The following is a 21745-nucleotide window of genomic DNA, read 5'->3' on the forward strand; positions in this document are numbered from 1 at the left end:
AGTGGCTTAGCTGTTTTAATAAGCCATGTGGTGAAATCTCATAAGAGCCGAATCAGAGCCGGTCTTTGCAACCGGCTTTTTTTGTTTGTGCTTAAGGGGTTTCGTCACGTATAATGAAACATAGTCGTAATGGACGGGAATTTATAATAGGAGGAAACATTGTGACAAAGACAAAAAATGAATTGATTAGAATCATCCCGCTCGGTGGAGTCGGTGAGATAGGGAAAGCGATGTATGTTGTAGAAATAGATGACGAGTTATTCATCGTCGATGCAGGACTGATGTTTCCGGAAGGTGAGATGCTCGGCATTGATATCGTCATTCCTGATATGTCATACATTGAGGAAAACAAAGAACGGGTCAAAGGTATTTTCCTGACACACGGGCATGAAGATGCAATCGGTTCTATTGCCTATCTCCTTCAAAAAGTACAAGCGCCAGTCTACGGCTCGAAGCTCACGTTAGCGCTTGCCAAAGAACATCTAAAAGAAATGCCGGCTCCTGCGCCTGTCAAATTTTTCGAAGTGACAAATAAAAGCCGGATGAATTTTAAACGGACACATGTGACATTCTTCCATACAACACACAGCATACCTGATTCGCTAGGAATCGTCTTTCATACAAGTGAAGGCGCAATCGTGCATACAGGAGAGTTCAAATTCGACCAGTCTGCCAAAGGTAAATATCGCCCAGACCTTTCACGCATGGCGAACCTTGGCGAGGACGGCGTTTTCATTTTGATGTCTGATTCCAATGAAGCGGAGCGTCCTGGCTACACGACTTCCGAATCGGTCATTGAAGAACAGCTCTCTAGCACTTTCTACGCCGCAGAAGGAAGATTGCTTGTTGCACTTTATGCATCAAACTTCATCCGGATTCAGCAAGTCTTCGACAAAGCAGCGGAAACCGGAAAAAAAGTAGCGGTTGTTGGCAAGAGTTTGGAAAGCTATTTCGAAGTAGGTATGCGCTTAGGTTACTTGCAGGTGGACGAAGAGATGGTCATTCCGATTAAAGAAATCGGCAAGTATGAAGATAAGGATATCGTCATTATCGTGACCGGCAATAAAGGAGAGCCGCTCGACGCGCTTGAAAAAATCGTACGCAATCATCACCGTGAAATTAAAATGAAGAGTTCTGATACAGTACTTATCACATTCACGCCATCACCTGGCATGGAAATTTCAATGTTCCAAATGATGAACGAAATTTCGAAAGCCGGAGCTAATGTTCTTACATCAACAAAAAAAGTCCATGTTTCTGGACATGGAAGCCAAGAAGACTTAAAGATGATGATCAACTTGATGAGACCGAAGTATTTCATTCCAATCCAAGGCGAATATAAAATGCTGATCGCCCATTCCAAGCTGGCGCAGCAGGTCGGTCTTGCAAAATCCCAAATATTCATAGCGGATAAAGGGGATATTGTAGAATATAAAAATAATAAGATGCGAATGAGCGGCCGTGTACAAGCAGGCAACGTACTCATTGACGGAATCGGTGTGGGAGATGTAGGCAATATCGTATTGCGTGACCGCAAGTTGCTGTCCCAAGATGGTATTTTCACTGTTGTCATTACATTGAGCCGGAAGCAGAAAAGGATTGCGGCAGGACCTGAAATCGTTTCGAGAGGTTTCGTCTATGTCCGCGAATCAGAGGAATTACTGGAAGAGTCCAAGAAGCTCGTCAGAGGCATTGTCGAGAAATATGTGAATAAAGATACGTTTGAATGGACAAACATAAAACAAGAGATTCGCGATACGCTAAGTTCCTATTTGTTCCAACAAACGAAGAGACGCCCGATGATTATCCCAATTATTATGGAATATTAATTTTTGCCGGCGAAAACCGAACAGAACAGTCATAGCGACTGATGATATGCTGAAAAGGATTTCCGTGCCGACCCGAGCGGCGGGAAATCCTTTTTTGAAAGGAGGAGGAACATGTCCAAGAAAACGAAGAAGAAAAAGAAAGGCGCGTCTTCTAAAAAGAAAAAAGAGGACGGACTGCACCCGCTGATATATGAAGTTTCGGGCTTGACGATGATTGGACTGGCTATCATTATCATTTTCGAATTCGGCATTGTGGGCAGAGGGCTGGCATCATTTGCAAGATTCCTCTTCGGAAATTGGCATAGTGCTGTTCCTTTCTTATTAATTGTCCAAGCGCTGCTATTCATGATCAAAAGAAAGGCAGGCGGCTGGAAAAACCGGATCGTTGCAGGCAGCCTATTCGTTCTGGCTAGTTTGCTGCTGTTCAGTCATATTCACTTATTTAAGGAACTGCACAATAGCCATAAACTGCTGTCAAACTCAGCCTTAAAAGAAACTTGGAAGGTATTAATCACTAATGAAGGGATTCAATCAAGAACAGGGGCATTAGGCGGCGGCATGGCGGGGGCCATCCTTTTCGCTATGTTCCACTCATTGTTCGATTCGGCAGGTGCTACGGTTGCAGGTATCCTCTTACTATTGATCGGTATCGTGCTGCTCACAGGCAAAGCGCTCGTTCCGATATTAGTGGAGGCCTATCCGAAAGCATGGGCCTCCGTGCGCGAGCGATTAGCTAAGAAACCAAAGCCTGTCCCTACCGGTAAGAAGAATGCGGATACTCGAATGTCAAGGTCCAAAAAACAAATCAGCGAGAGTATTGAAAAGCAGCCGGAGGAAACACTGGCCACGTTTGAAGCAGAAGAGGTTGTTTCGCAGCCGATTATCTCCGCATTCAACGAACGCAGGACGGAAATGCCTGAAGAAGAAAGCCGGCCGGTTTCGCAGCAGGAACCGCAAGAAAAACCTGCTGCTGAGGAACGAAAAGACGAGCCTGCGAACCCTTACGACGGAGTTGCCGGAGAAGAGGAGAATACTTCATATATATTGCCGTCCTCTGGGCTCCTAAAGGAAACTCCCGAGAACGACCAATCAGGGGAATTGAATTCCATTCAAGCCAATGCCCAGAAACTGGAGCGGACGTTTTTAAGTTTTGGCGTCAAGGCGAGAGTGACACAAGTCCATCTTGGGCCGGCCGTAACAAAATACGAAGTGCTTCCGGATACAGGCGTAAAAGTTAGCCGGATCGTCAGCCTGTCGGATGATATTGCGCTAGCGCTGGCAGCTAGGGATATTCGGATTGAAGCGCCGATCCCAGGTAAATCCGCTGTAGGCATTGAAGTTCCGAATAATGCAGTGGCTGTCGTCAGTCTCCGGGAAGTAATTGAGGCAAAGGAAAACAACCGGCCTGATTCCAAGCTAATGATTGCGCTCGGAAGAGATGTCACCGGCCAAGCGATGCTGGCAGAGCTGAATAAAATGCCGCATGTTCTCGTTGCCGGATCAACAGGCAGCGGGAAGAGTGTTTGCATCAATGGAATCATCATCAGTATTTTATTGCGCGCTAAACCGCATGAAGTAAAAATGATGATGATTGATCCGAAAATGGTTGAATTAAATGTCTATAATGGAATTCCACATTTATTGGCACCTGTAGTAACTGATCCGAGAAAGGCTTCCCAGGCATTGAAAAAAGTCGTATCGGAAATGGAGCGCCGTTACGAACTGTTCTCCCATACTGGCACTCGTAATATTGAAGGCTATAATGAGCATATTGAGCAATGGAATGAAGAGAACGAGGAGAAACATCCGAAGATGCCTTATATCGTCGTCATTGTCGATGAATTGGCAGATTTGATGATGGTCGCCTCCAATGATGTGGAGGATTCCATTACGAGGCTCGCCCAAATGGCCAGAGCCGCAGGCATCCATCTGATCATTGCGACCCAGCGGCCAAGCGTGGACGTCATTACAGGAATTATTAAAGCAAATATCCCATCCAGAATTGCGTTTGCCGTTTCTTCGGCAGTCGATTCAAGAACCATCTTGGATGGAGTCGGCGCAGAAAAGCTTTTGGGACGCGGAGATATGCTATTCCTTCCGGCGGGTGCCTCGAAGCCTGTAAGGATCCAAGGTGCTTTCGTTTCCGATCAAGAGGTCGAGGCGGTCGTTGATTTTGTCATCGAACAGCAGAAGGCGCAGTATCAGGAGGATATGATTCCGACGGAGATTGAAGAAATCTCCCCGCACGAAGAGACGGATGAACTTTATGACGAAGCCGTGAACTTGATTTTGGAAATGCAGACAGCTTCTGTTTCCATGCTTCAACGAAGATTCCGAATCGGCTATTCAAGAGCCGCGAGAATCATTGATCAGATGGAAATGCGTGGTGTTGTTGGGCCTTCCGAAGGCAGTAAACCCCGTCAAGTCCTAATAGATAGAAGCGAAGCCGATATTCATTCATAAATGGAAATGGTTATCAGTCTTTTCTTTTTCTTCTGCTTTCAAAATCGGGTGTTTATTTTGTATGGTGAAAATGATATAGTATGGATGATTAGTCACGATGTCACACATCAGAGGTCTAACCTCTTCTGGAGGGAGGAATGCAGTGATGATAAAAGCGGATCCAAGACATTTATATGTTCAAGTGATTGAGCGGCTAAAACAGGATATCGAGGATGGAATCTTCAAAGAGAATGAAAAATTCCCTTCTGAATTTGAACTCTCCCGATCCCTTGGCGTTAGTAGAGCTACGCTTCGAGAAGCGCTGCGTGTCCTGGAAGAAGAGAAAATCATTGTCAGGAAGCACGGGGTTGGTACATTCGTCAACTCCAAGCCGTTATTCACATCAGGCATCGAACAATTATCCAGCGTATCTTCTATGATATCAGATGCTGGCATGGAGCCTGGGACGATATTCAAAGAAGTGGATACCGTGCTGCCAAATGACGAAATGATGAACAAGTTTGACTGTGGCGCAGGAGACAATCTCGTCACAATCAAACGGGTACGCACCGCTGATGGAGATCCAGTCGTATATTGCATCGATCATGTCTTGGCCAAACATCTGCCGAATGGACAAGATGTACTTGCCAATGAATCCATTTTTGATGCGATCGAGCAATCAGGTGACATACGGATTGTCCAAGCAATAGCGAATATTGAACCAGTCGGCTATGATGACGAAGCTTCTAGCATCTTACGCTGCGGTGTCGATGTGCCATTGCTCGTTCTGCTGCAACATCATTACAGCGAGGAAGGTGAAATGGTCCTGTTCTCGAAAAACTATTTCAGGGCGGATAAATTCAGCTTTCATGTTGTAAGGAAACGGGTATAAGGTGGGATCCGGATATTAGCCGGATACACTTTGCAAGACGTTTAGCACGTCGCATAAATACCAAATTATAAAAAACAGGGAGGTCCACACAGTGAGCAAACGTAAATACGGTCTTGCGTTATCATTGGTTCTTGCTGCCGGTACGATCTTAGGGGCTTGCGGAACGGACAAAGACAAAGAGAAAGAGAAAAACACATCTTCAAGCGGTGAAAATCAATCCGAATTCTCCGTAGCCATGGTTACTGACGTAGGCGGAATTGACGACAAATCGTTCAACCAATCCGCTTGGGAAGGAATCAAAAAGTTTGGTGAAGATAACAAAATGAGCGAAGGTGACGGCGGTTACGCTTATCTTCAATCGAAAGACGAGTCTGACTATACGTCCAATTTGAACGCGCTTACTCGCCGTGATTTTAATCTAGTTTTCGGTGTAGGTTTCTTAATGGAAGATGCTATTGATACAATTGCTTCTCAACAAACTGAAACAAACTTCGCCATCATTGACGGTGTAGTTGATCAACCAAACGTGGCAAGCGTTCTGTTCAAAGAGCAAGAAGGCGCTTTCTTGGCTGGGGTTGCTGCTGCATTGATGACTAAGTCTGATAAAATCGGATTTGTCGGCGGAATGGAAATTCCGGTTATCGAGCGTTTCCAAGCTGGCTTTGAAGCTGGTGTCGCTGCTGTAAAACCTGACATCAAGGTTGATGTTCAATACACAGGTGCATTTGACAAAGCGGAACTTGGTAAAGCAGCTGCAGGCCGTATGTATTCTTCTGGCGTAGATATCATTTTCCACGCTGCAGGCGGTTCTGGTAACGGTGTATTCACGGAAGCAAAAGAACGTAAAAAAGCAGACAAAGATGCTTATGTTTGGGTAATCGGTGTTGACTCCGACCAGTATGAAGAAGGTAAAGTCGGTGACGACAACGTTACATTGACTTCTATGTTGAAGCGTGTTGACGTAGCAGTTCAAGACATTTCTAACTTGGCTAAAGAAGGAAAATTCCCAGGCGGAGAAACAAAAGTTTACGGTTTGCATGATGATGGTGTAACCCTTGCGGACTCCCGTGGCGCAATTCCTGAAGATGTCTTGAAGCAAGTTGACGAGTATGCAAAGAAAATTGCTGATGGTGAAATCGAAGTTCCTGAATTCACAAAGTAATTTGATGTACGAATGGTATGGGCCGGTTAAGTCCGGCCTTTATCATTTGGGTATAGAACGGAATTGATAGAGTAAAAGATTTTTGCTTAAAAATCTTTTATTGTGTCAATTAACTGAAACAACCTTAAATAAATCACATGAGGAAGTGAAACGATTGGAATACGTCATTGAAATGCTGAATATTTCAAAGCAGTTCGGTAATTTCTTCGCGAATGACAACATCACTCTTCAATTGAGGCAAGGAGAAATTCATGCACTCTTAGGAGAGAACGGTGCGGGCAAGTCAACGTTAATGAACGTGCTCTTTGGCTTGTATCAGCCTGAGGAAGGTGAGATCCGGGTCAAGGGCAAGAAGGTGAATATTTCGAATCCTAATATTGCGAATGACCTTGGGATTGGGATGGTTCACCAACACTTTATGCTCGTTGAAAATCTAACGGTTACTGAAAACATTATTCTAGGCAGTGAGCCAACGAAAATGGGAACCGTCAATATTAAAGATGCGGCTAAAAAGGTTGCCGAGATTTCGAAATTATACGGTTTGAATGTGGATCCAAATGCGAAGATTGAGGATATTTCCGTTGGTATGCAGCAACGTGTGGAAATTCTGAAAACGCTTTACCGAGGTGCGGAAATCCTTATTTTTGATGAACCGACCGCTTCCTTGACACCACAGGAAATCGAAGAACTGATCGCCATCATGAAGAAACTGATTGCTGAAGGCAAATCCATTATCCTGATTACACATAAGCTGCAGGAAATCATGGATGTTTCCGATCGCGTCACAGTTATCCGAAAAGGGAAAGGGATTGGCACCGTCATTACCGCTGAGACGAATCCTGAAGAGCTTGCCACATTGATGGTCGGCCGTCAAGTGACTTTCAAAACCGAAAAAGGGCCTTCCCATCCAAAAGAAGAAGTGTTGCATGTGGAAAACCTTGTTGTAACGGATAACCGGGGCATTGAAAAGGTTAAAGGCTTAAACTTGTCGATCCGAGCTGGCGAAATTGTCGGGCTTGCCGGGATTGACGGGAACGGACAGTCGGAGCTTATAGAAGCGATTACCGGTCTGCGCAAGGTGAAGAGCGGTAAGATTAGCATTAATGGAAAGAATATCACTGGGAAAAAGCCTCGTGAAATTACCGAATCAGGTGTAGGGCATATTCCGCAGGACCGTCATAAGCACGGCTTGGTTCTTGACTTTTCAGTCGGATACAACGCCGCTTTGCAAGAGTACTACCATGAGCCATATTCCAAAAATGGCATTATGAACTATAAAGTGATCTCTTCGCATGCGAAACAAATTATTGAAGAATTTGACGTCCGGACACAGGGCGAGCACGAGCTGGCACGCGCCTTGTCAGGAGGGAACCAGCAGAAGCTGATCATTGGCAGGGAAGTGAAGCGGAATCCGGATCTTCTCATTGCAGCATTGCCGACGCGCGGCTTGGATGTTGGGGCAATTGAATTCATTCATAAACGGTTAATCGAGCAAAGAGATAATGGGAAAGCAGTCTTCCTTATCTCGTTTGAATTGGATGAAGTCATGAATGTTTCAGACCGGATTGCAGTAATCTACGATGGTCAAATAATTGATACGGTCACACCGGCCGAAACGTCTGAGCAGGAGCTTGGTTTGCTCATGGCGGGCCATTCAAGGGACAATATCGTGACAGACGGGGAAAATGCCGTTGTGAAAGAAGGTGACGACGATGTCAAATAGGGTTGTCAATATACTCGTTCCTGTCATTTCCATCATCTTAGGCCTCATTGTTGGGGCCATCGTCATGCTTGTGAGCGGCTATGACCCAGTAGCTGGTTATATTGCTTTATGGAACGGTATCTTCGGTGATGCATATGCAATCGGTGAAACGATTCGTCAAATCAGTCCATATATATTAGCTGGACTTGCTGTGGCGTTCGCTTTCCGGACAGGCTTGTTCAACATCGGGGTAGAAGGCCAATTAATGGTCGGCTGGTTCGCTGCCGCATATGTCGGTTCTACATTTGAACTGCCGATGATCATTCATTTGCCATTGTCATTGCTCGCAGCAGCTGTCGCAGGTGCACTATGGGGTCTCATTCCAGGGCTATTAAAAGCGACTTTGCGCGTGCATGAAGTTATTGTAACGATCATGATGAACTACATAGCTCTCCATACAGTCAACGCCTTAATTAAAGCGGTGTCCGGCGGAGGCTACAAAACTGAAAAGATTCAACCGACCGCTTCTTTGCGTTCGGACTTCTTATCCCAGTTAACTGACTTCTCAACATTGCATTATGGAATTTTCGTTGCCCTGGCGATGGTCATTGTAACGTGGTTCATTCTTGAGAAAACAAAGACGGGCTACGAGCTGAAGTCTGTTGGTTTTAACGATCATGCGTCTCAATATGCAGGTATGAACGTCAATAAAAACATCATTCTTGCGATGGTAATATCAGGTGCATTCGCAGGTCTTGGCGGAGCAATGGAAGCTCTCGGAACTTTCGGGAACATGACTTCCCGTGGAGGCTTCACCGGAATCGGTTTTGACGGAATTGCCGTTGCCTTGCTAGGTGCTAACTCACCGCTTGGCGTTATCTTTGGCGCATCTTTATTCGGCTCCTTGAAATACGGTGCGAATAATATGCCGAATGCGGCGAATATTCCTTTGGAGATTGTTTCGATTGTCATAGCACTCATCATTTTCTTCGTAGCCTCGGGTTACATCATCCGTGTTGGTTTACAACGGTTGGCAAAGAAAAAGGAGGCGAAATGATATGAGCTTCTTGGAAGTTCTCTATTTCATCATTCCAACGACCATCGCATATGCGGCTCCATTGATCTTTACGGCTATCGGAGGGGTATTCTCCGAACGTTCCGGTGTTGTTAACATCGGTTTGGAAGGTCTCATGGTCATGGGTGCGTTTATCGGTATCGTGTTCAATCTATTTTTTGTCGATACCTTTGGAAGCTGGACACCTTGGGTCGCCTTGCTCGTAGCAATGGTTGTATCGGCGCTATTCTCCGTCATGCACGCTGTAGCATCGATCTCCTTCCGCGCGGATCAGGTAGTATCCGGGGTAGCGATCAACATGCTGGGGATCGCGATTGCTTTGTTTACAGTAAAAATGATTTTTGACAAGGGACAGACGGATTTTATCCAAGAAAAGATTCCGCGTATTAATATCCCGTTATTACAGGATATCCCGGTTCTCGGTCCTATGTTCTTCAAATCGGTTTACGGGTCTTCCATCCTTGCGATTGCAGTAGCGATTCTCGCTTGGTTTGTCATCTATAAGACGCCATTCGGCCTGCGTCTCCGCTCTGTCGGGGAACATCCGATGGCTGCTGATACGATGGGGATCAATGTAGCGAAAATCCGTTACATCGCTGTTATTATCTCAGGTGGATTAGCTGGTATCGGTGGGGCGGTTTATTCGCAAACGATGACTGGCGATTTCGGCCACGCGACGATCAATGGACAAGGGTTCATGGCGTTAGCGGCAATGATCTTTGGTAAATGGCATCCGATTGGTGCAATGGCTGCGGCATTATTCTTCGGTTTTGCCCAAGCACTTGCGATCAGTGCGGGTTCGATCGACGTGGAATTCATTCAAAAGATTCCATCCGTCGTCTTCCTGATCCTGCCGTATGCTCTTACTATTTTGGCATTGGCTGGCTTCATCGGAAAAGCGAACGCACCGAAAGCGAGCGGTACTCCATATATTAAAGGCAGCAGATAATAAAAATGCATAGGTTGTCTGAGTAATGAGCCTTTCATAAAAAGCTTCGGCATTATACTGCTAAATAGAAAACCGTCTGGAAAGATTCTACTTCATCCAGACGGTTTTTCTATTGTATTTCGGATACACTAACATTATGCAATCAAGATGCGTTTACTTTGCAACGCAGGAACATAAGAATGTATAGTGAAATAGGGTACTTGGAATATTAGGAAAACAAGAGGTGTTCATATGTTTAGGAAAACAGTTCTGCAAGAAGGCGTTACACTGTATGTCCGAAATACAAAGCAGTTCAAAACAATCAATTTATCAATTAAGTTCAAATCCGATTTGAATGTGGATAAAAACGCCAACCGTGCAGTCTTGGCTAATGTCATGCAGGACTCGAATGCGGTGTACAGGTCTCAAAGCGAATTCCAAAGGGCGCTCGATACGCTTTATGGAACCGTCTATTATACGGATGTATCGAAGCGGGGAGACGTACATATCCTGTCGGTCAACACGGAATGCGTCAACGATGAATATTTGAAGGAACAGGGTGTGTTCGAAGAGGTTCTTAATTTGATGCGCGTTGTCCTGTTCGAGCCTAATTTTGAAAATGATTCATTCGCTGAAGACGTGGTGCAACGGGAGAAACGTGTTGTCAAAGAAAGAATTCGCTCTGTCTATGACGATAAGACGAGGTATGCACAAAAACGCATGCTGGAATTGATGAGGCCGGATCAGCCTGCCTCGATTTCTGCTTATGGTACTGAATCGGCTGTTGATCAAATTTCAGCGAAGTCACTTACAGCTGCTTACAACGATATGCTTGCGTCTGATGAAGTCGATATCTATGTAGTAGGGGATATTAATGAAGATGAGCTAATTCAAAAAATCTCTACTTTGATTGGGTTAAACGGCCGTACAATTAACCGGAAAGTCACGGAAACCACTGCTCCTGAAGTGAAAGAAGTAAGACATATCCGTGAAAAGCAAGAAATGAAGCAAGGGAAATTACAAGTCGGCTATCAGACACCGATTACTTTTACTCATCCCGACTTTATTAAGATGCAAGTTGCCAACGGGGTGCTTGGTGGCTTTGCACACAGCAAGTTATTCATGAACGTCCGCGAAAAGGAAAGCATGGCTTATTACGTCAACAGTGCATACGCCTCACATTATGGGCTGATTTATGTGATTGCTGGAATCGATGCGGAGCTGGAAGAAAAAGCGGTTTCGTTAATTCAAGAGCAGCTGGAAGCCATGCGCAATGGTGACATTTCCGATTTGGAAATCACTCAAACAGTTGCGCTGCTCTCCAATAGTATCCGCAGCTCTTTCGATTCCGCTAAGGGACAAATTGAAGTGTTTGATCAGTATAAGCAATTAGACGAGCATTTTAATGCCGATAAATTAATTTCCAAATGGGCAACTGTCACTAAAGAAGATGTCACAAAAATGGCTTCCAATATTAAGATGGAAATGGTTTACTTGTTATCGGGAAGAGAGGCGACTGAATGATGGAAAAAATTACGTTTGAAAACTTGCAGGAAACTCTCTACCATGAGAAGTTGGAAAATGGATTGGATGTCTATGTTCTGCCTAAAAGAGGCTTCTCCAAGTCGTATGTAACGTTTACGACGAAATACGGTTCGATTGACAGTGTATTCGTGCCTCGAGGTAAAGAGGAAATGGTACGGGTGCCTGATGGAATCGCACATTTCCTGGAGCATAAGATGTTTGAAAAGGAAGAGGGGGACGTTTTCCAGAAGTTCGGGGAAAATGGAGCTTCCGCCAATGCATTTACATCCTACACTCGCACATCTTATCTGTTTTCAACGACTGAAAAATTGTACGACAATACAAAAGTCTTGTTAGACTTTGTTCAGCAGCCTTATTTTACAGAACAGACAGTTGAAAAAGAGAAAGGAATCATTGGCCAGGAGATTACGATGTACGAGGATAATCCGGACTGGCGCCTCTATTTAGGGACGATTCAAAACCTGTATAAGCAGCATCCGATCCATATTGACATTCTTGGAACGTATGATTCGATCGATAAAATCACAGCAGATCACCTATATGAATGCTACGAAACATTTTATCATCCGTCCAATATGGTCTTTTTTGCGATCGGAGCGGTAGATCCGGAAGAGATGATCGAATTCGTCAAAAAAGATCAATCGTCTAAAACATTTTCTGAGCCAGAAGAAGTGGTGCGGGACAAACATGAGGAACAATCCGAGACGGGCATTCCAAGTAAATCGATCAGCATGGACGTCACGAAGCCGAAGTTCAGCTACGGCATGAAATGTAACCGGACGGATCTGACTGGCGACGAATTGCTCCGCCAAGAGCTGGCAGTCAGTTTAGCAATGGATATTCTTTTCGGCAGATCATCAGACTTTTATTCGAAAGCATATGCAGAGGGATTAATCGATGAATCGTATGGGTATGAATTCAACTTAGAAAAAAGCTACGGCTTTGCGGTCATTAATTCGGACACAGAGCACATGGATGAGCTGGAGCAATTAATCAAAACGACAATTTCGTCCACTGCAGGAAATTGGTCCATCAGCGACGAAGATTTGGAAAGAGCGCGCAAGAAACGGATTGGACAATATATGCGCTCCTTGAACTCAATTGAATTTATCGCCAACCAGTTTACACATTATCTTTTTAATGACATGAATTTATTTGATATCCTGCCGGTACTTGAACAGCTGGATGGAAACGATCTGAAAGAGGCATTTGGAACGATTGCAGATCCGAAAAGCCATACTGTTTTCAAAATTACCCCTGCTGGCCAAGCGAAATGACGCAATGAAACATGCGGTCATTTTAGGTGCTTCGGGAGGCATCGGCAGGGCGATCAGCCGGAAGCTCGCATCTTCCGGCTGGTCGCTGTTTCTGCATTATCATACAGGCAAAATGGCAGCCGTTTCTCTTCAAAGGGAACTCGGGGCCGATTATCCCGATAGTGAATTTATTCTGGTGCATGCAGACCTTTCCCAAAATGACGGAGCGGAGATCCTGTCGCATCAGATCGGTCATGTGCAAGCCGTTATCGTTTCCAGCGGCCAGACCGTCATGAAATTATTGACTGACACCACCTTGTCTGAAATGGATGCACTGTGGAATGTTCATGTCAAAAATCCCGCAGCGTTGATCAGCCTGCTGTCTCCTCAGCTAAGGAGTTTTGATCATTCTTATGTTGTTTTCATTGGATCCATCTGGGGAAATACTGGAGCAGCAGGAGAGGTAATGTATTCTGCTGTGAAGGGAGCTCAGCACGCCTTTGTCAAAGCTTATGCCAAAGAAGCCGCCTATTCAGGCATCACGGTCAATGCCATTGCTCCTGGATGGATTGAAACGGACATGAATATCGTCCTTTCAGACGAGGAGAAGCAGATGGTAATTGATCAGATTCCGTTAAGGCAAACAGGAACGCCCGAGCAAGTGGCTGATCTGGCAGATTTTCTGATAAGCGGCAAAGCGGATTATATGACAGGGGAAATCTTGAAATTAAATGGCGGTTGGTACATATAAAGTTAGAAAGAGGCCGGATGCGTCCACTTTTCATTTTTGCTTTAATTCATGTTGGGAATCCGCTATGATAGAACTATGTTGCATCTAATGCGTCCTATTTAAGGCTGCTATGAAGGATGGAGGGAAGTTGAATGGGTGAATGGTATGTGGAATACGAAATTCAAGTTAACCGGCCAGGACTTCTAGGCGATATCGCTTCCCTATTAGGGATGTTGCGCGTCAATATCATAACGATCAACGGAGTGGATGGCGGGCACCGTGGAATGCTCGTTCGAACTGAAAACGATGATCAAATCAAACGTTTTGAATTGATTGCATCCACAATGGAAACGATCCAAGTGAAAAAAATACGCGAACCGAAGCTGCGTGACATTTTAGCTGTGAGACACGGCAGGTATATCCAGCGGGATGTGGATGACCGGAAGACGTTCCGTTTCCTTCGAAGTGAACTCGGCGTTCTCGTTGATTTCATGGCTGAATTATTCAAGCAGGAAGGCCATAAGCTAATCGGAATCCGAGGAATGCCGCGCGTTGGCAAAACGGAATCTGTAGTGGCGGCCAGTGTTTGTGCGAATAAAAAATGGATATTTTTATCGTCTACTATGATCAAACAGACGGTACGCAGCAATTTGGCCGGGGATGAGTTTTCCAAAGACAATATTTTCATCCTAGACGGTATTGTAACCCGAAAATCCGGTGATGAACGACATATGCAGCTAGTCCGTGAGATGATGCGGATGCCTTCCATCAAGGTTGTTGAACATCCTGACATGTTCGTACAGCATTCGGAGTACGACATGGAGGATTTTGACTACATCATCGAATTACGAACAGATCCAGATCAAGAAATTACATATGAAATGATGGAAAAGAACCATATGATGTCCGACAGCGGACCGATGGGCGGATTTGGAATGTTTAATTTCTAATGTTTAGGTAGGTGATATGAGTGACCGGATTAGGTGATCGTCTCAAAGAGGCGAGAACAGCTAAGGGATATTCATTGGATGACTTGCAATCATTAACTAAAATTCAGAAACGGTACCTTTCCGGTATTGAGAATGAAGATTACAGCATGATGCCAGGATCTTTTTATGTCCGTGCTTTCATTAAGCAATATGCTGAAGCAGTCGGATTAGATGCGGATGAAATGCTGGCGCTTTACAAAGATTCTGCTCCACATGTGAAGCCGGAAGACGAGGGACAAGTCGCTTCTCCCCCTATGTCGAGAAAGCGAAGTTTCCGTACGAGCAACCGGTTTAATGAAATGGCTCCGAAAATTATTGTGGCGTTATTCATTCTTGTTATTATCGTCGTCATCTGGACTCTCTACCAAAAGAGACCGGAGAAACCGTTCGTGGAACCGGACTCAGGAGCAGGCGTCACGATGGAGAGCAAACCGCCTGTAGAGGATAGCTCTAAGCCTGGCAAAGCGGATGGAGATGCAGAAAAAGGCAATGACAGCACTTCTGAAGAGGATGGAGCGGCGAACGAAGAACCGCCCGCTGAAGAAACGGTGGTACAGGAACTCGCCTTTGTGAATACGGCAGGTGAGACCTCAACCTATACCTTGACGAATGCTGAACAGTTCAACCTCGAAATTAGGACAAGCGGCGATTCCTGGATTGGCGTCACGGATAGTGCCCAACAGGAACGGACACCGAAGGCGGATGTTAGAAAAGCGGGCGAAGTATTGGAAGTAGATGTTTCCGATACAGAATCTGTGCGCATCCGGGTTGGAAGGACTTTCAATACCGAGATCTATGTAAATGGCGAACTTCTCAAATATCCTTCGGATCGTGTGACGCAAAACATCATCATTGAATACAAGAAATAAAAATAGTCATCTTTGCGGATGACTATTTTCTTTCAATACATAAATGTTGTAAAGGACAGGTGAGAGCTGTGAATTTACCTAATAAGATTACTGTTGCGCGAATCGTGCTTATCCCGATTTTTATGATATTCATGCTGGTCGATTTCGGCATGGGAAATGTGGCAGTAGGCGGAACCGAGCTGTCTGTTGAACAATTGATCGGTGCTCTTATCTTTATTATCGCTGCGGCAACCGACTGGTTTGACGGGCATCTGGCCCGCAAGCATAATTTGGTCACCAATATGGGGAAATTTCTTGACCCTCTGGCGGACAAGCTGCTTGTTTCAGCGGCTTTGATTATTCTTGTCGAAATGGGCTTGGCTCCCTCTTGGGTTGTCATCATCATTATTAGCCGTGAATTCGCTGTGACCGGATTGCGTTTAGTCCTGGCAGGCGGCGGTGAAGTGGTTGCGGCAAACCAGCTTGGAAAAATAAAAACGGCTACTCAGCTTGTAGGTATCGCATCCCTCTTGCTGAACAACATCTTCTTTGAGGCCATCAACGTTCCATTTGGAACGATCATGCTCTATATCGCCCTTATTTTCACCATTTGGTCAGGTGCTGACTATTTCTATAAAAATAGACGGGTCCTCCTGGATTCGATGTAAATGGGAGCGGATGAGTCATGAAAGCTGAAATTATTGCAGTCGGATCTGAATTGCTCTTAGGTCAAATTACAAATACAAACGGGGCATTTATTTCACAAAAGCTAGCAGAAATTGGCGTCGACATCCATTATCACACGGTCGTCGGCGACAATCCAAAGCGACTGGATGAGGCGATCGCTATTGCTCAGCAACGTGCAAATACGATCATCTTCACCGGGGGACTTGGCCCGACAAAGGATGACTTAACGAAGGAAACAATCGCTGCCAGATTAGGTGTACCCCTCGTTAGCAATGAGGAAGCTCTTACTGAAATTCAAGCGTATTTCAAACGCACGGGCCGCCATATGACGGAAAACAATAAAAAGCAGGCGCTCGTGCTGGCTGGGTCTCATGTGTTGCCGAACAGGCATGGCATGGCGCCTGGCATGGCAATGGAAAAGGACAGTATTCGTTACATATTGCTGCCAGGTCCGCCGCATGAGATGAAACCTATGTTTGAAAAGGAAGCAATCCCTTTTCTGCTTGGCGCGCTGGGAACGAATGACGTAATCGCATCCAGAGTATTAAAGTTTTATGGTATCGGCGAAGCGGAACTGGAAGACCGGGTTCAGACGATCCTCGACAAACAGACAAATCCGACTGTTGCGCCGCTTGCCTCTCCTCATGCTGTTACATTGAGACTGACGGCTAAGGCAGCGTCCCGCGATGCAGCGGAACAGCTGATGGATCCTGTAGAAGCGGAAATACGTGCGATTGTTGGAGACTTTATTTACGGGATGAATGAGGATACATTGTCCTCAAAGGCCGCTGAATTGCTGTTAAACCACGGACTGACCATTTCTGCGGCTGAAAGCCTGACTGCCGGATTGTTTCTGGCTGAGCTTGCGGGAGAAGCAGGCATCAGTGCTACCTTAAAAGGCGGCGTGATCGTTTACAATGAACAGGCTAAAGTAGAACAGCTTGAAATTTCTCCCTCCTTGTTCAATGAATTCGGTGTCGTAAGCAAGGAATGCGCCGCTGCCTTGGCTATGCATGTGAAAAGAAAATTCAATTCAGACATAGGCGTCGGTTTGACGGGCGTCGCGGGACCTGATCCGCACGATAACGAACCTGTAGGTACTGTATGGATCGGAATCGCTCTTCCAGATGGCACGGTTGAAACTTATAATCTTTCATTATCGGGTTCAAGAAATGCCAATCGCCGGAGAGCTGCCCACTACGCCTTATACTATTTAATTAAGCATCTTCAGTAATTGAATATCTCTGATTTTGAAACGGGCCAAACTTGTTATTTCGGGCCCGTTTCTCAATTAAAACTAGGATTTATCCCTTTTTCTCAATTAAAATCTGGTTTTGAAGAAAAAAATCGAATATCCGTTCGTTTTTTATTTGAGTATTTCTCAAAAAAGGAGTATAGTAGAGACAGGAAGAAAAAGAACAACACCTTTTAGGGGAGGAATCATTTTGAGCGATCGTAAAGCTGCGTTAGACCAAGCTTTGAAACAAATTGAAAAACAATTCGGCAAAGGTTCAGTCATGAAACTGGGGGAACAGACTGATCGTCAAATTTCCACATCATCATCAGGATCATTGGCACTGGATGCCGCACTAGGAGTAGGCGGATATCCACGTGGCCGTGTCATCGAAATATACGGCCCTGAAAGTTCGGGTAAGACAACTGTTGCACTTCATGCGATTGCGGAAGTCCAAGCATCAGGAGGACAAGCTGCCTTTATCGACGCAGAGCATGCGCTGGATCCAGTCTATGCCCAAAAACTAGGCGTCAACATCGATGAATTGCTCTTATCCCAGCCGGACACGGGCGAGCAGGCGCTTGAAATCGCAGAGGCGCTAGTGCGCAGTGGAGCGATTGACATCATCGTTATCGACTCTGTCGCTGCCCTCGTGCCGAAAGCGGAAATTGAAGGGGAAATGGGTGACTCGCATGTCGGTTTGCAAGCGCGTCTCATGTCCCAGGCGCTCCGTAAGTTGTCAGGTGCTATTAACAAATCGAAGACAATCGCAGTCTTCATTAACCAAATCCGTGAAAAAGTCGGTGTCATGTTCGGGAATCCCGAAGTTACGCCAGGTGGCCGTGCACTAAAATTCTATTCCTCCGTGCGTCTTGAAGTACGCAGAGGGGAAGCGATCAAGTCCGGAAACGATATTAACGGTAACAAAACGCGTATCCGTGTAGTGAAAAACAAAGTGGCACCGCCATTCCGGACAGCTGAAGTCGATATTATGTACGGTGAAGGGATTTCCAAAGAAGGCGAGATCGTGGACCTTGGAGCTGAATTGGAAGTGGTCCAAAAGAGCGGGGCTTGGTATTCCTATGAAGGCGAGCGTCTTGGACAAGGCCGTGAAAATGCGAAGCAGTTCCTGAAGGAAAATCCGGATATCCGTGCTGAAATTGCGAATAAAATCCGTGATTCGTATGGATTGGCAAGCGCAAATTATGTAATTGCCGGCCATGATGAAGAGGAAGAAGAGGAATTGGAACTCTTCCTTGAAAAAGAAGAATAAGAAATAATAGCAGCCGATCTTCCATTTCGTGAAGGTCGGTTTTATTTCAATCTGGTTGCAAGTTAAGAAAGGGATTCAATAGTAAGAACGCTATTTTGATATTTTATTTCTAAAATTCACTCACAATCCACATGGAAGTGAGCTGACATGAAAAACAAGCCGTTAAATTATGGTGAGTTAGGCTCGTGAATCCTTGACATGTCAAATTTACATGGATACAATTAGAATTGTATAATTTCACACCAATGAAATGATTATGGCAGTATGTTGCGTTTTGATATACGTGCCGACTGAAAACGAAAAGAATAAGCAGGAGGAGGTGACCTAGATGTTTGAAATAATCATCTCCGCTTTGCTCGGTCTGATCGTCGGTGCAGTTGTTATCTACTCAGTTATGAAAAAAGTGAATGATTCAAAAGTGACGGGTGCCAAAAACTCAGCTGAAATGATCGTCGAAGAGGCGAAAAGGGAAGCGGAGGCTTTGAAAAAAGAGGCACTGTTAGAAGCGAAAGATGAAAATCACAAATTGAGAATTGAAGCGGAAACGGAAATCCGTGAAAGAAGAGCGGAACTGCAGAAGCAGGAAAATCGCCTTTTGCAACGGGAAGAAAATCTTGACCGCAAGGATGATGCTCTCAACAAAAGAGAAGCGGGACTGGAGCGCAAGGATGAAGCGCTTTCAGGAAGACAACAGCATATTGAACAGATGGAACGCAAGGCGGAAGAACTCGTTACCGTTCAGCAAGTAGAACTGGAGAGGATTTCGGCTCTGACCCGGGATGAAGCGAAACGAATTATCCTGGATGAGGTCGAGAACGAGCTTTCCACAGATATTGCGGTAATGACGAAGGAGTCGGAACAGCGTGCTAAGGAAGAGTCCGAAAAGAAAGCACGTGAAATCCTATCACTCGCATTACAACGATTTGCTGCTGACCATGTAGCTGAAACGACTGTCTCGGTAGTCAATTTGCCAAATGACGAGATGAAAGGTCGAATCATCGGTCGGGAAGGACGCAATATCCGTACACTTGAAACGTTGACGGGAATCGATTTGATTATTGATGATACGCCAGAAGCGGTAATTCTATCAGGCTTTGATCCGGTCCGCCGGGAAATTGCCCGTCTTGCACTCGAGAAGCTTGTACAAGACGGCAGGATTCACCCAGCCCGGATTGAGGAAATGGTGGATAAGGCGAGACGTGAAGTTGACGAACTGATCAGGGAAAAAGGGGAACAGACCACATTCGATATCGGTGTGCATAATCTCCATCCAGATTTGATCAAAATTCTCGGACGGCTTCATTTCCGGACAAGCTATGGACAAAACGTCTTGAAACACTCGACGGAAGTCGCATATTTAGCCGGATTATTGGCTGCAGAAGTTGGCGAGGACGTCACGCTGGCAAGACGTGCCGGATTGCTTCATGACATCGGAAAAGCAATCGACCATGAAGTGGAAGGCAGCCACGTCCAAATTGGCGTGGAACTCGCTACGAAGTACAAAGAACACCCGGTCGTCATTAACAGTATCGCTTCGCACCATGGCGATGAAGAGGCGACTTCGGTCATCGCAGTGCTTGTCGCTGCAGCGGATGCGTTATCTGCGGCCCGTCCTGGCGCACGTAGTGAAACACTGGAAAATTACATCCGCAGGCTACAAAAACTTGAAGAGATTTCAGAGTCGTATGATGGTGTTGAGAAATCATTTGCCATCCAGGCCGGCAGGGAAGTGCGCATCATCGTGCGTCCTGACCAAATCGATGACATTACGGCTCATCGATTGGCACGCGATATTCGAAAGAGAATCGAGGAAGAGCTCGATTATCCGGGTCACATCAAAGTGACCGTTATCCGTGAGACACGGGCTGTGGAATACGCAAAATAATGTTGGAATCAGGCTTCCTGTACTTCGGTTAGGAAGTCTTTTTCTTTTGATGGAGGACTATAGATGAAAGTATTATTTATTGGAGATATTGTGGGGTCTCCTGGCCGGGATATGGTATTTGATTATTTGCCGCGCTTAAAGAGGAAATATGAGCCGGATGTCATCATCGCAAATGGCGAAAATGCAGCATCCGGAAGAGGTATAACCAAAGCCATTTTCGATGACCTGCTCCGTGCAGGCGTGGATGTTGTCACGATGGGCAATCATACATGGGATCACAAAGAGATTTTTGATTTCATCGATGACACGGATTATTTGATACGTCCAGCAAATTTTTCCAAAGAAGCACCTGGTAAAGGAATGACAACGGTAACGCGTAACGGTGTCACATTATCCGTCATTAACTTGCATGGGCGGACATTCCTGCCACCACATGAGGATCCATTTGAAGCCGCCGATGAATTGTTGAATGAAGCCAAACAAATTTCTCCTCTCGTTTTCGTTGATTTCCATGCGGAGGCAACGAGCGAGAAAATCGCAATGGGCTGGCATGTAGATGGAAGAGCATCAGTCGTCGTCGGCACCCATACCCATGTTCAAACCGCCGATGAACGAATCTTGCCACAAGGTACCGCATACATTACGGATGTCGGCATGACAGGTCCGTATGATGAAATTCTCGGCATGAAAAAAGAGGATGTACTCTACCGGTTCCGTACCAATCTGCCAGTCCGGTTTGAAGTGCCGAAAAAAGGCCGGACTCAGCTTAATGCCATTTTTGCCGAATTGGATGACAACTCAGGTAAAGCGAAATTAATAAGCCGAATTTCCATTAATGAAGACCGCCCATTCATCGTCTAAAAGGCGCGTCTAAAAAGCCCTCCGTTTTCATAGGATGGTCTATGGATAATTTCATTCCATAGACATCGCAAAATAAGGAGGAAACATGGTGAGTCCGTTAAAAGTATCATCCCGCTCGAATCCGAACTCAGTTGCCGGAGCACTCGTAGCGGTCATCCGGGACCAAGGCTACGCCGAAATGCAAGCAGTAGGAGCCGGTGCTCTGAACCAGGCAATCAAAGCAGTTGCCATTGCCCGGGGCTTTGTCGCTCCGAGTGGCGGAGATCTTGTCTGTGCTCCAGCATTCACTGATATTGAAATTAACGGTGAAGGGCGCACCGCGCTGAAGCTGCTAGTCGAAAAACGTCTCCGTCAATAGTAAGGTGACGGCAGTCCTAATAACGTAAATAGAAATGGCGAAGAAAAAC

Annotated in this window: 18 protein-coding genes; all 18 read left to right on the forward strand. The window is 45.6% G+C overall.

Going from position 1 to position 21745, the window contains the following annotated elements:
* The first annotated feature begins 161 nt into the window (after window positions 1–161).
* Window positions 162–1829, forward strand: coding sequence for a ribonuclease J (locus ACSW3C_RS04135; protein ID WP_486561047.1), 1668 nt, complete (start codon window positions 162–164; stop codon window positions 1827–1829).
* Between the two features lie 111 nt (window positions 1830–1940).
* Window positions 1941–4292 (forward strand): DNA translocase FtsK, encoded by a 2352-nt coding sequence (locus tag ACSW3C_RS04140; RefSeq protein ID WP_486561048.1) that lies wholly within the window; start codon window positions 1941–1943, stop codon window positions 4290–4292.
* A gap of 142 nt (window positions 4293–4434) precedes the next feature.
* The gene (locus ACSW3C_RS04145) at window positions 4435–5163 is read left to right on the forward strand and encodes a GntR family transcriptional regulator (protein ID WP_486561049.1); all 729 of its coding nucleotides are present in this window, start codon (window positions 4435–4437) and stop codon (window positions 5161–5163) included.
* A 91-nt stretch (window positions 5164–5254) separates the two neighbouring features.
* Entirely contained in the window at window positions 5255–6325 is a 1071-nt protein-coding gene (locus ACSW3C_RS04150; protein ID WP_486561050.1) for a BMP family lipoprotein, read from the forward strand.
* A 154-nt stretch (window positions 6326–6479) separates the two neighbouring features.
* Window positions 6480–8048: an ABC transporter ATP-binding protein gene (locus ACSW3C_RS04155; protein WP_486561051.1), complete on the forward strand. Its 1569-nt coding sequence runs from the start codon at window positions 6480–6482 to the stop codon at window positions 8046–8048.
* Entirely contained in the window at window positions 8038–9084 is a 1047-nt protein-coding gene (locus tag ACSW3C_RS04160) for an ABC transporter permease (protein ID WP_486561052.1), read from the forward strand. The genes ACSW3C_RS04155 and ACSW3C_RS04160 overlap by 11 nt, the downstream gene beginning before the upstream one ends.
* Window position 9085: 1 nt before the next feature.
* The gene (locus ACSW3C_RS04165) at window positions 9086–10051 is read left to right on the forward strand and encodes an ABC transporter permease (RefSeq protein WP_486561053.1); all 966 of its coding nucleotides are present in this window, start codon (window positions 9086–9088) and stop codon (window positions 10049–10051) included.
* Between the two features lie 231 nt (window positions 10052–10282).
* Window positions 10283–11554, forward strand: coding sequence for an EF-P 5-aminopentanol modification-associated protein YfmF (gene yfmF / locus ACSW3C_RS04170; RefSeq protein ID WP_486561054.1), 1272 nt, complete (start codon window positions 10283–10285; stop codon window positions 11552–11554).
* Window positions 11554–12852 carry an EF-P 5-aminopentanol modification-associated protein YfmH gene (yfmH, locus tag ACSW3C_RS04175; RefSeq protein WP_486561499.1) on the forward strand — a complete coding sequence of 433 codons (1299 nt, stop codon included), beginning with the start codon at window positions 11554–11556 and terminating at the stop codon, window positions 12850–12852. The genes yfmF and yfmH overlap by 1 nt, the downstream gene beginning before the upstream one ends.
* A 4-nt stretch (window positions 12853–12856) precedes the next feature.
* Complete coding sequence (gene ymfI, locus ACSW3C_RS04180; RefSeq protein ID WP_486561501.1) at window positions 12857–13582, forward strand: elongation factor P 5-aminopentanone reductase; 726 nt, start codon at window positions 12857–12859, stop codon at window positions 13580–13582.
* 131 nt (window positions 13583–13713) lie between these two features.
* Window positions 13714–14511 carry a YmfK family protein gene (locus ACSW3C_RS04185; protein WP_238083942.1) on the forward strand — a complete coding sequence of 266 codons (798 nt, stop codon included), beginning with the start codon at window positions 13714–13716 and terminating at the stop codon, window positions 14509–14511.
* Between the two features lie 20 nt (window positions 14512–14531).
* The gene (locus tag ACSW3C_RS04190) at window positions 14532–15419 is read left to right on the forward strand and encodes a RodZ domain-containing protein (RefSeq protein ID WP_486561055.1); all 888 of its coding nucleotides are present in this window, start codon (window positions 14532–14534) and stop codon (window positions 15417–15419) included.
* A gap of 68 nt (window positions 15420–15487) precedes the next feature.
* Entirely contained in the window at window positions 15488–16066 is a 579-nt protein-coding gene (gene pgsA, locus ACSW3C_RS04195; protein ID WP_486561056.1) for a CDP-diacylglycerol--glycerol-3-phosphate 3-phosphatidyltransferase, read from the forward strand.
* 17 nt (window positions 16067–16083) lie between these two features.
* Window positions 16084–17319: a competence/damage-inducible protein A gene (locus ACSW3C_RS04200; RefSeq protein ID WP_486561057.1), complete on the forward strand. Its 1236-nt coding sequence runs from the start codon at window positions 16084–16086 to the stop codon at window positions 17317–17319.
* A 211-nt stretch (window positions 17320–17530) separates the two neighbouring features.
* Window positions 17531–18592 carry a recombinase RecA gene (gene recA / locus ACSW3C_RS04205; protein ID WP_269136064.1) on the forward strand — a complete coding sequence of 354 codons (1062 nt, stop codon included), beginning with the start codon at window positions 17531–17533 and terminating at the stop codon, window positions 18590–18592.
* A 328-nt stretch (window positions 18593–18920) separates the two neighbouring features.
* Window positions 18921–20477, forward strand: a complete 1557-nt coding sequence (rny, locus tag ACSW3C_RS04210; protein ID WP_238083933.1) for a ribonuclease Y — start codon at window positions 18921–18923, stop codon at window positions 20475–20477.
* Between the two features lie 63 nt (window positions 20478–20540).
* Window positions 20541–21338 (forward strand): TIGR00282 family metallophosphoesterase, encoded by a 798-nt coding sequence (locus tag ACSW3C_RS04215; RefSeq protein ID WP_486561058.1) that lies wholly within the window; start codon window positions 20541–20543, stop codon window positions 21336–21338.
* An 88-nt stretch (window positions 21339–21426) separates the two neighbouring features.
* On the forward strand, window positions 21427–21696 hold the full coding sequence (locus ACSW3C_RS04220; RefSeq protein ID WP_248511168.1) for a stage V sporulation protein S: 270 nt from the start codon (window positions 21427–21429) through the stop codon (window positions 21694–21696).
* The last annotated feature ends 49 nt before the right edge of the window (window positions 21697–21745 follow it).

The organism is Sporosarcina sp. AD_1 (assembly GCF_057373025.1).

What these genes read in the sequence shown, in the direction of transcription:
- ACSW3C_RS04140 (WP_486561048.1), top strand. Translation starts at nt 1,941, where the DNA reads ATGTCCAAGAAAACGAAGAAGAAAAAGAAAGGCGCGTCTTCTAAAAAG.
- ACSW3C_RS04160 (WP_486561052.1), top strand. Translation starts at nt 8,038, where the DNA reads ATGTCAAATAGGGTTGTCAATATACTCGTTCCTGTCATTTCCATCATC.
- ACSW3C_RS04165 (WP_486561053.1), top strand. Translation starts at nt 9,086, where the DNA reads ATGAGCTTCTTGGAAGTTCTCTATTTCATCATTCCAACGACCATCGCA.
- yfmF (WP_486561054.1), top strand. Translation starts at nt 10,283, where the DNA reads ATGTTTAGGAAAACAGTTCTGCAAGAAGGCGTTACACTGTATGTCCGA.
- yfmH (WP_486561499.1), top strand. Translation starts at nt 11,554, where the DNA reads ATGGAAAAAATTACGTTTGAAAACTTGCAGGAAACTCTCTACCATGAG.
- ymfI (WP_486561501.1), top strand. Translation starts at nt 12,857, where the DNA reads ATGAAACATGCGGTCATTTTAGGTGCTTCGGGAGGCATCGGCAGGGCG.
- ACSW3C_RS04185 (WP_238083942.1), top strand. Translation starts at nt 13,714, where the DNA reads ATGGGTGAATGGTATGTGGAATACGAAATTCAAGTTAACCGGCCAGGA.
- ACSW3C_RS04200 (WP_486561057.1), top strand. Translation starts at nt 16,084, where the DNA reads ATGAAAGCTGAAATTATTGCAGTCGGATCTGAATTGCTCTTAGGTCAA.
- rny (WP_238083933.1), top strand. Translation starts at nt 18,921, where the DNA reads ATGTTTGAAATAATCATCTCCGCTTTGCTCGGTCTGATCGTCGGTGCA.
- ACSW3C_RS04215 (WP_486561058.1), top strand. Translation starts at nt 20,541, where the DNA reads ATGAAAGTATTATTTATTGGAGATATTGTGGGGTCTCCTGGCCGGGAT.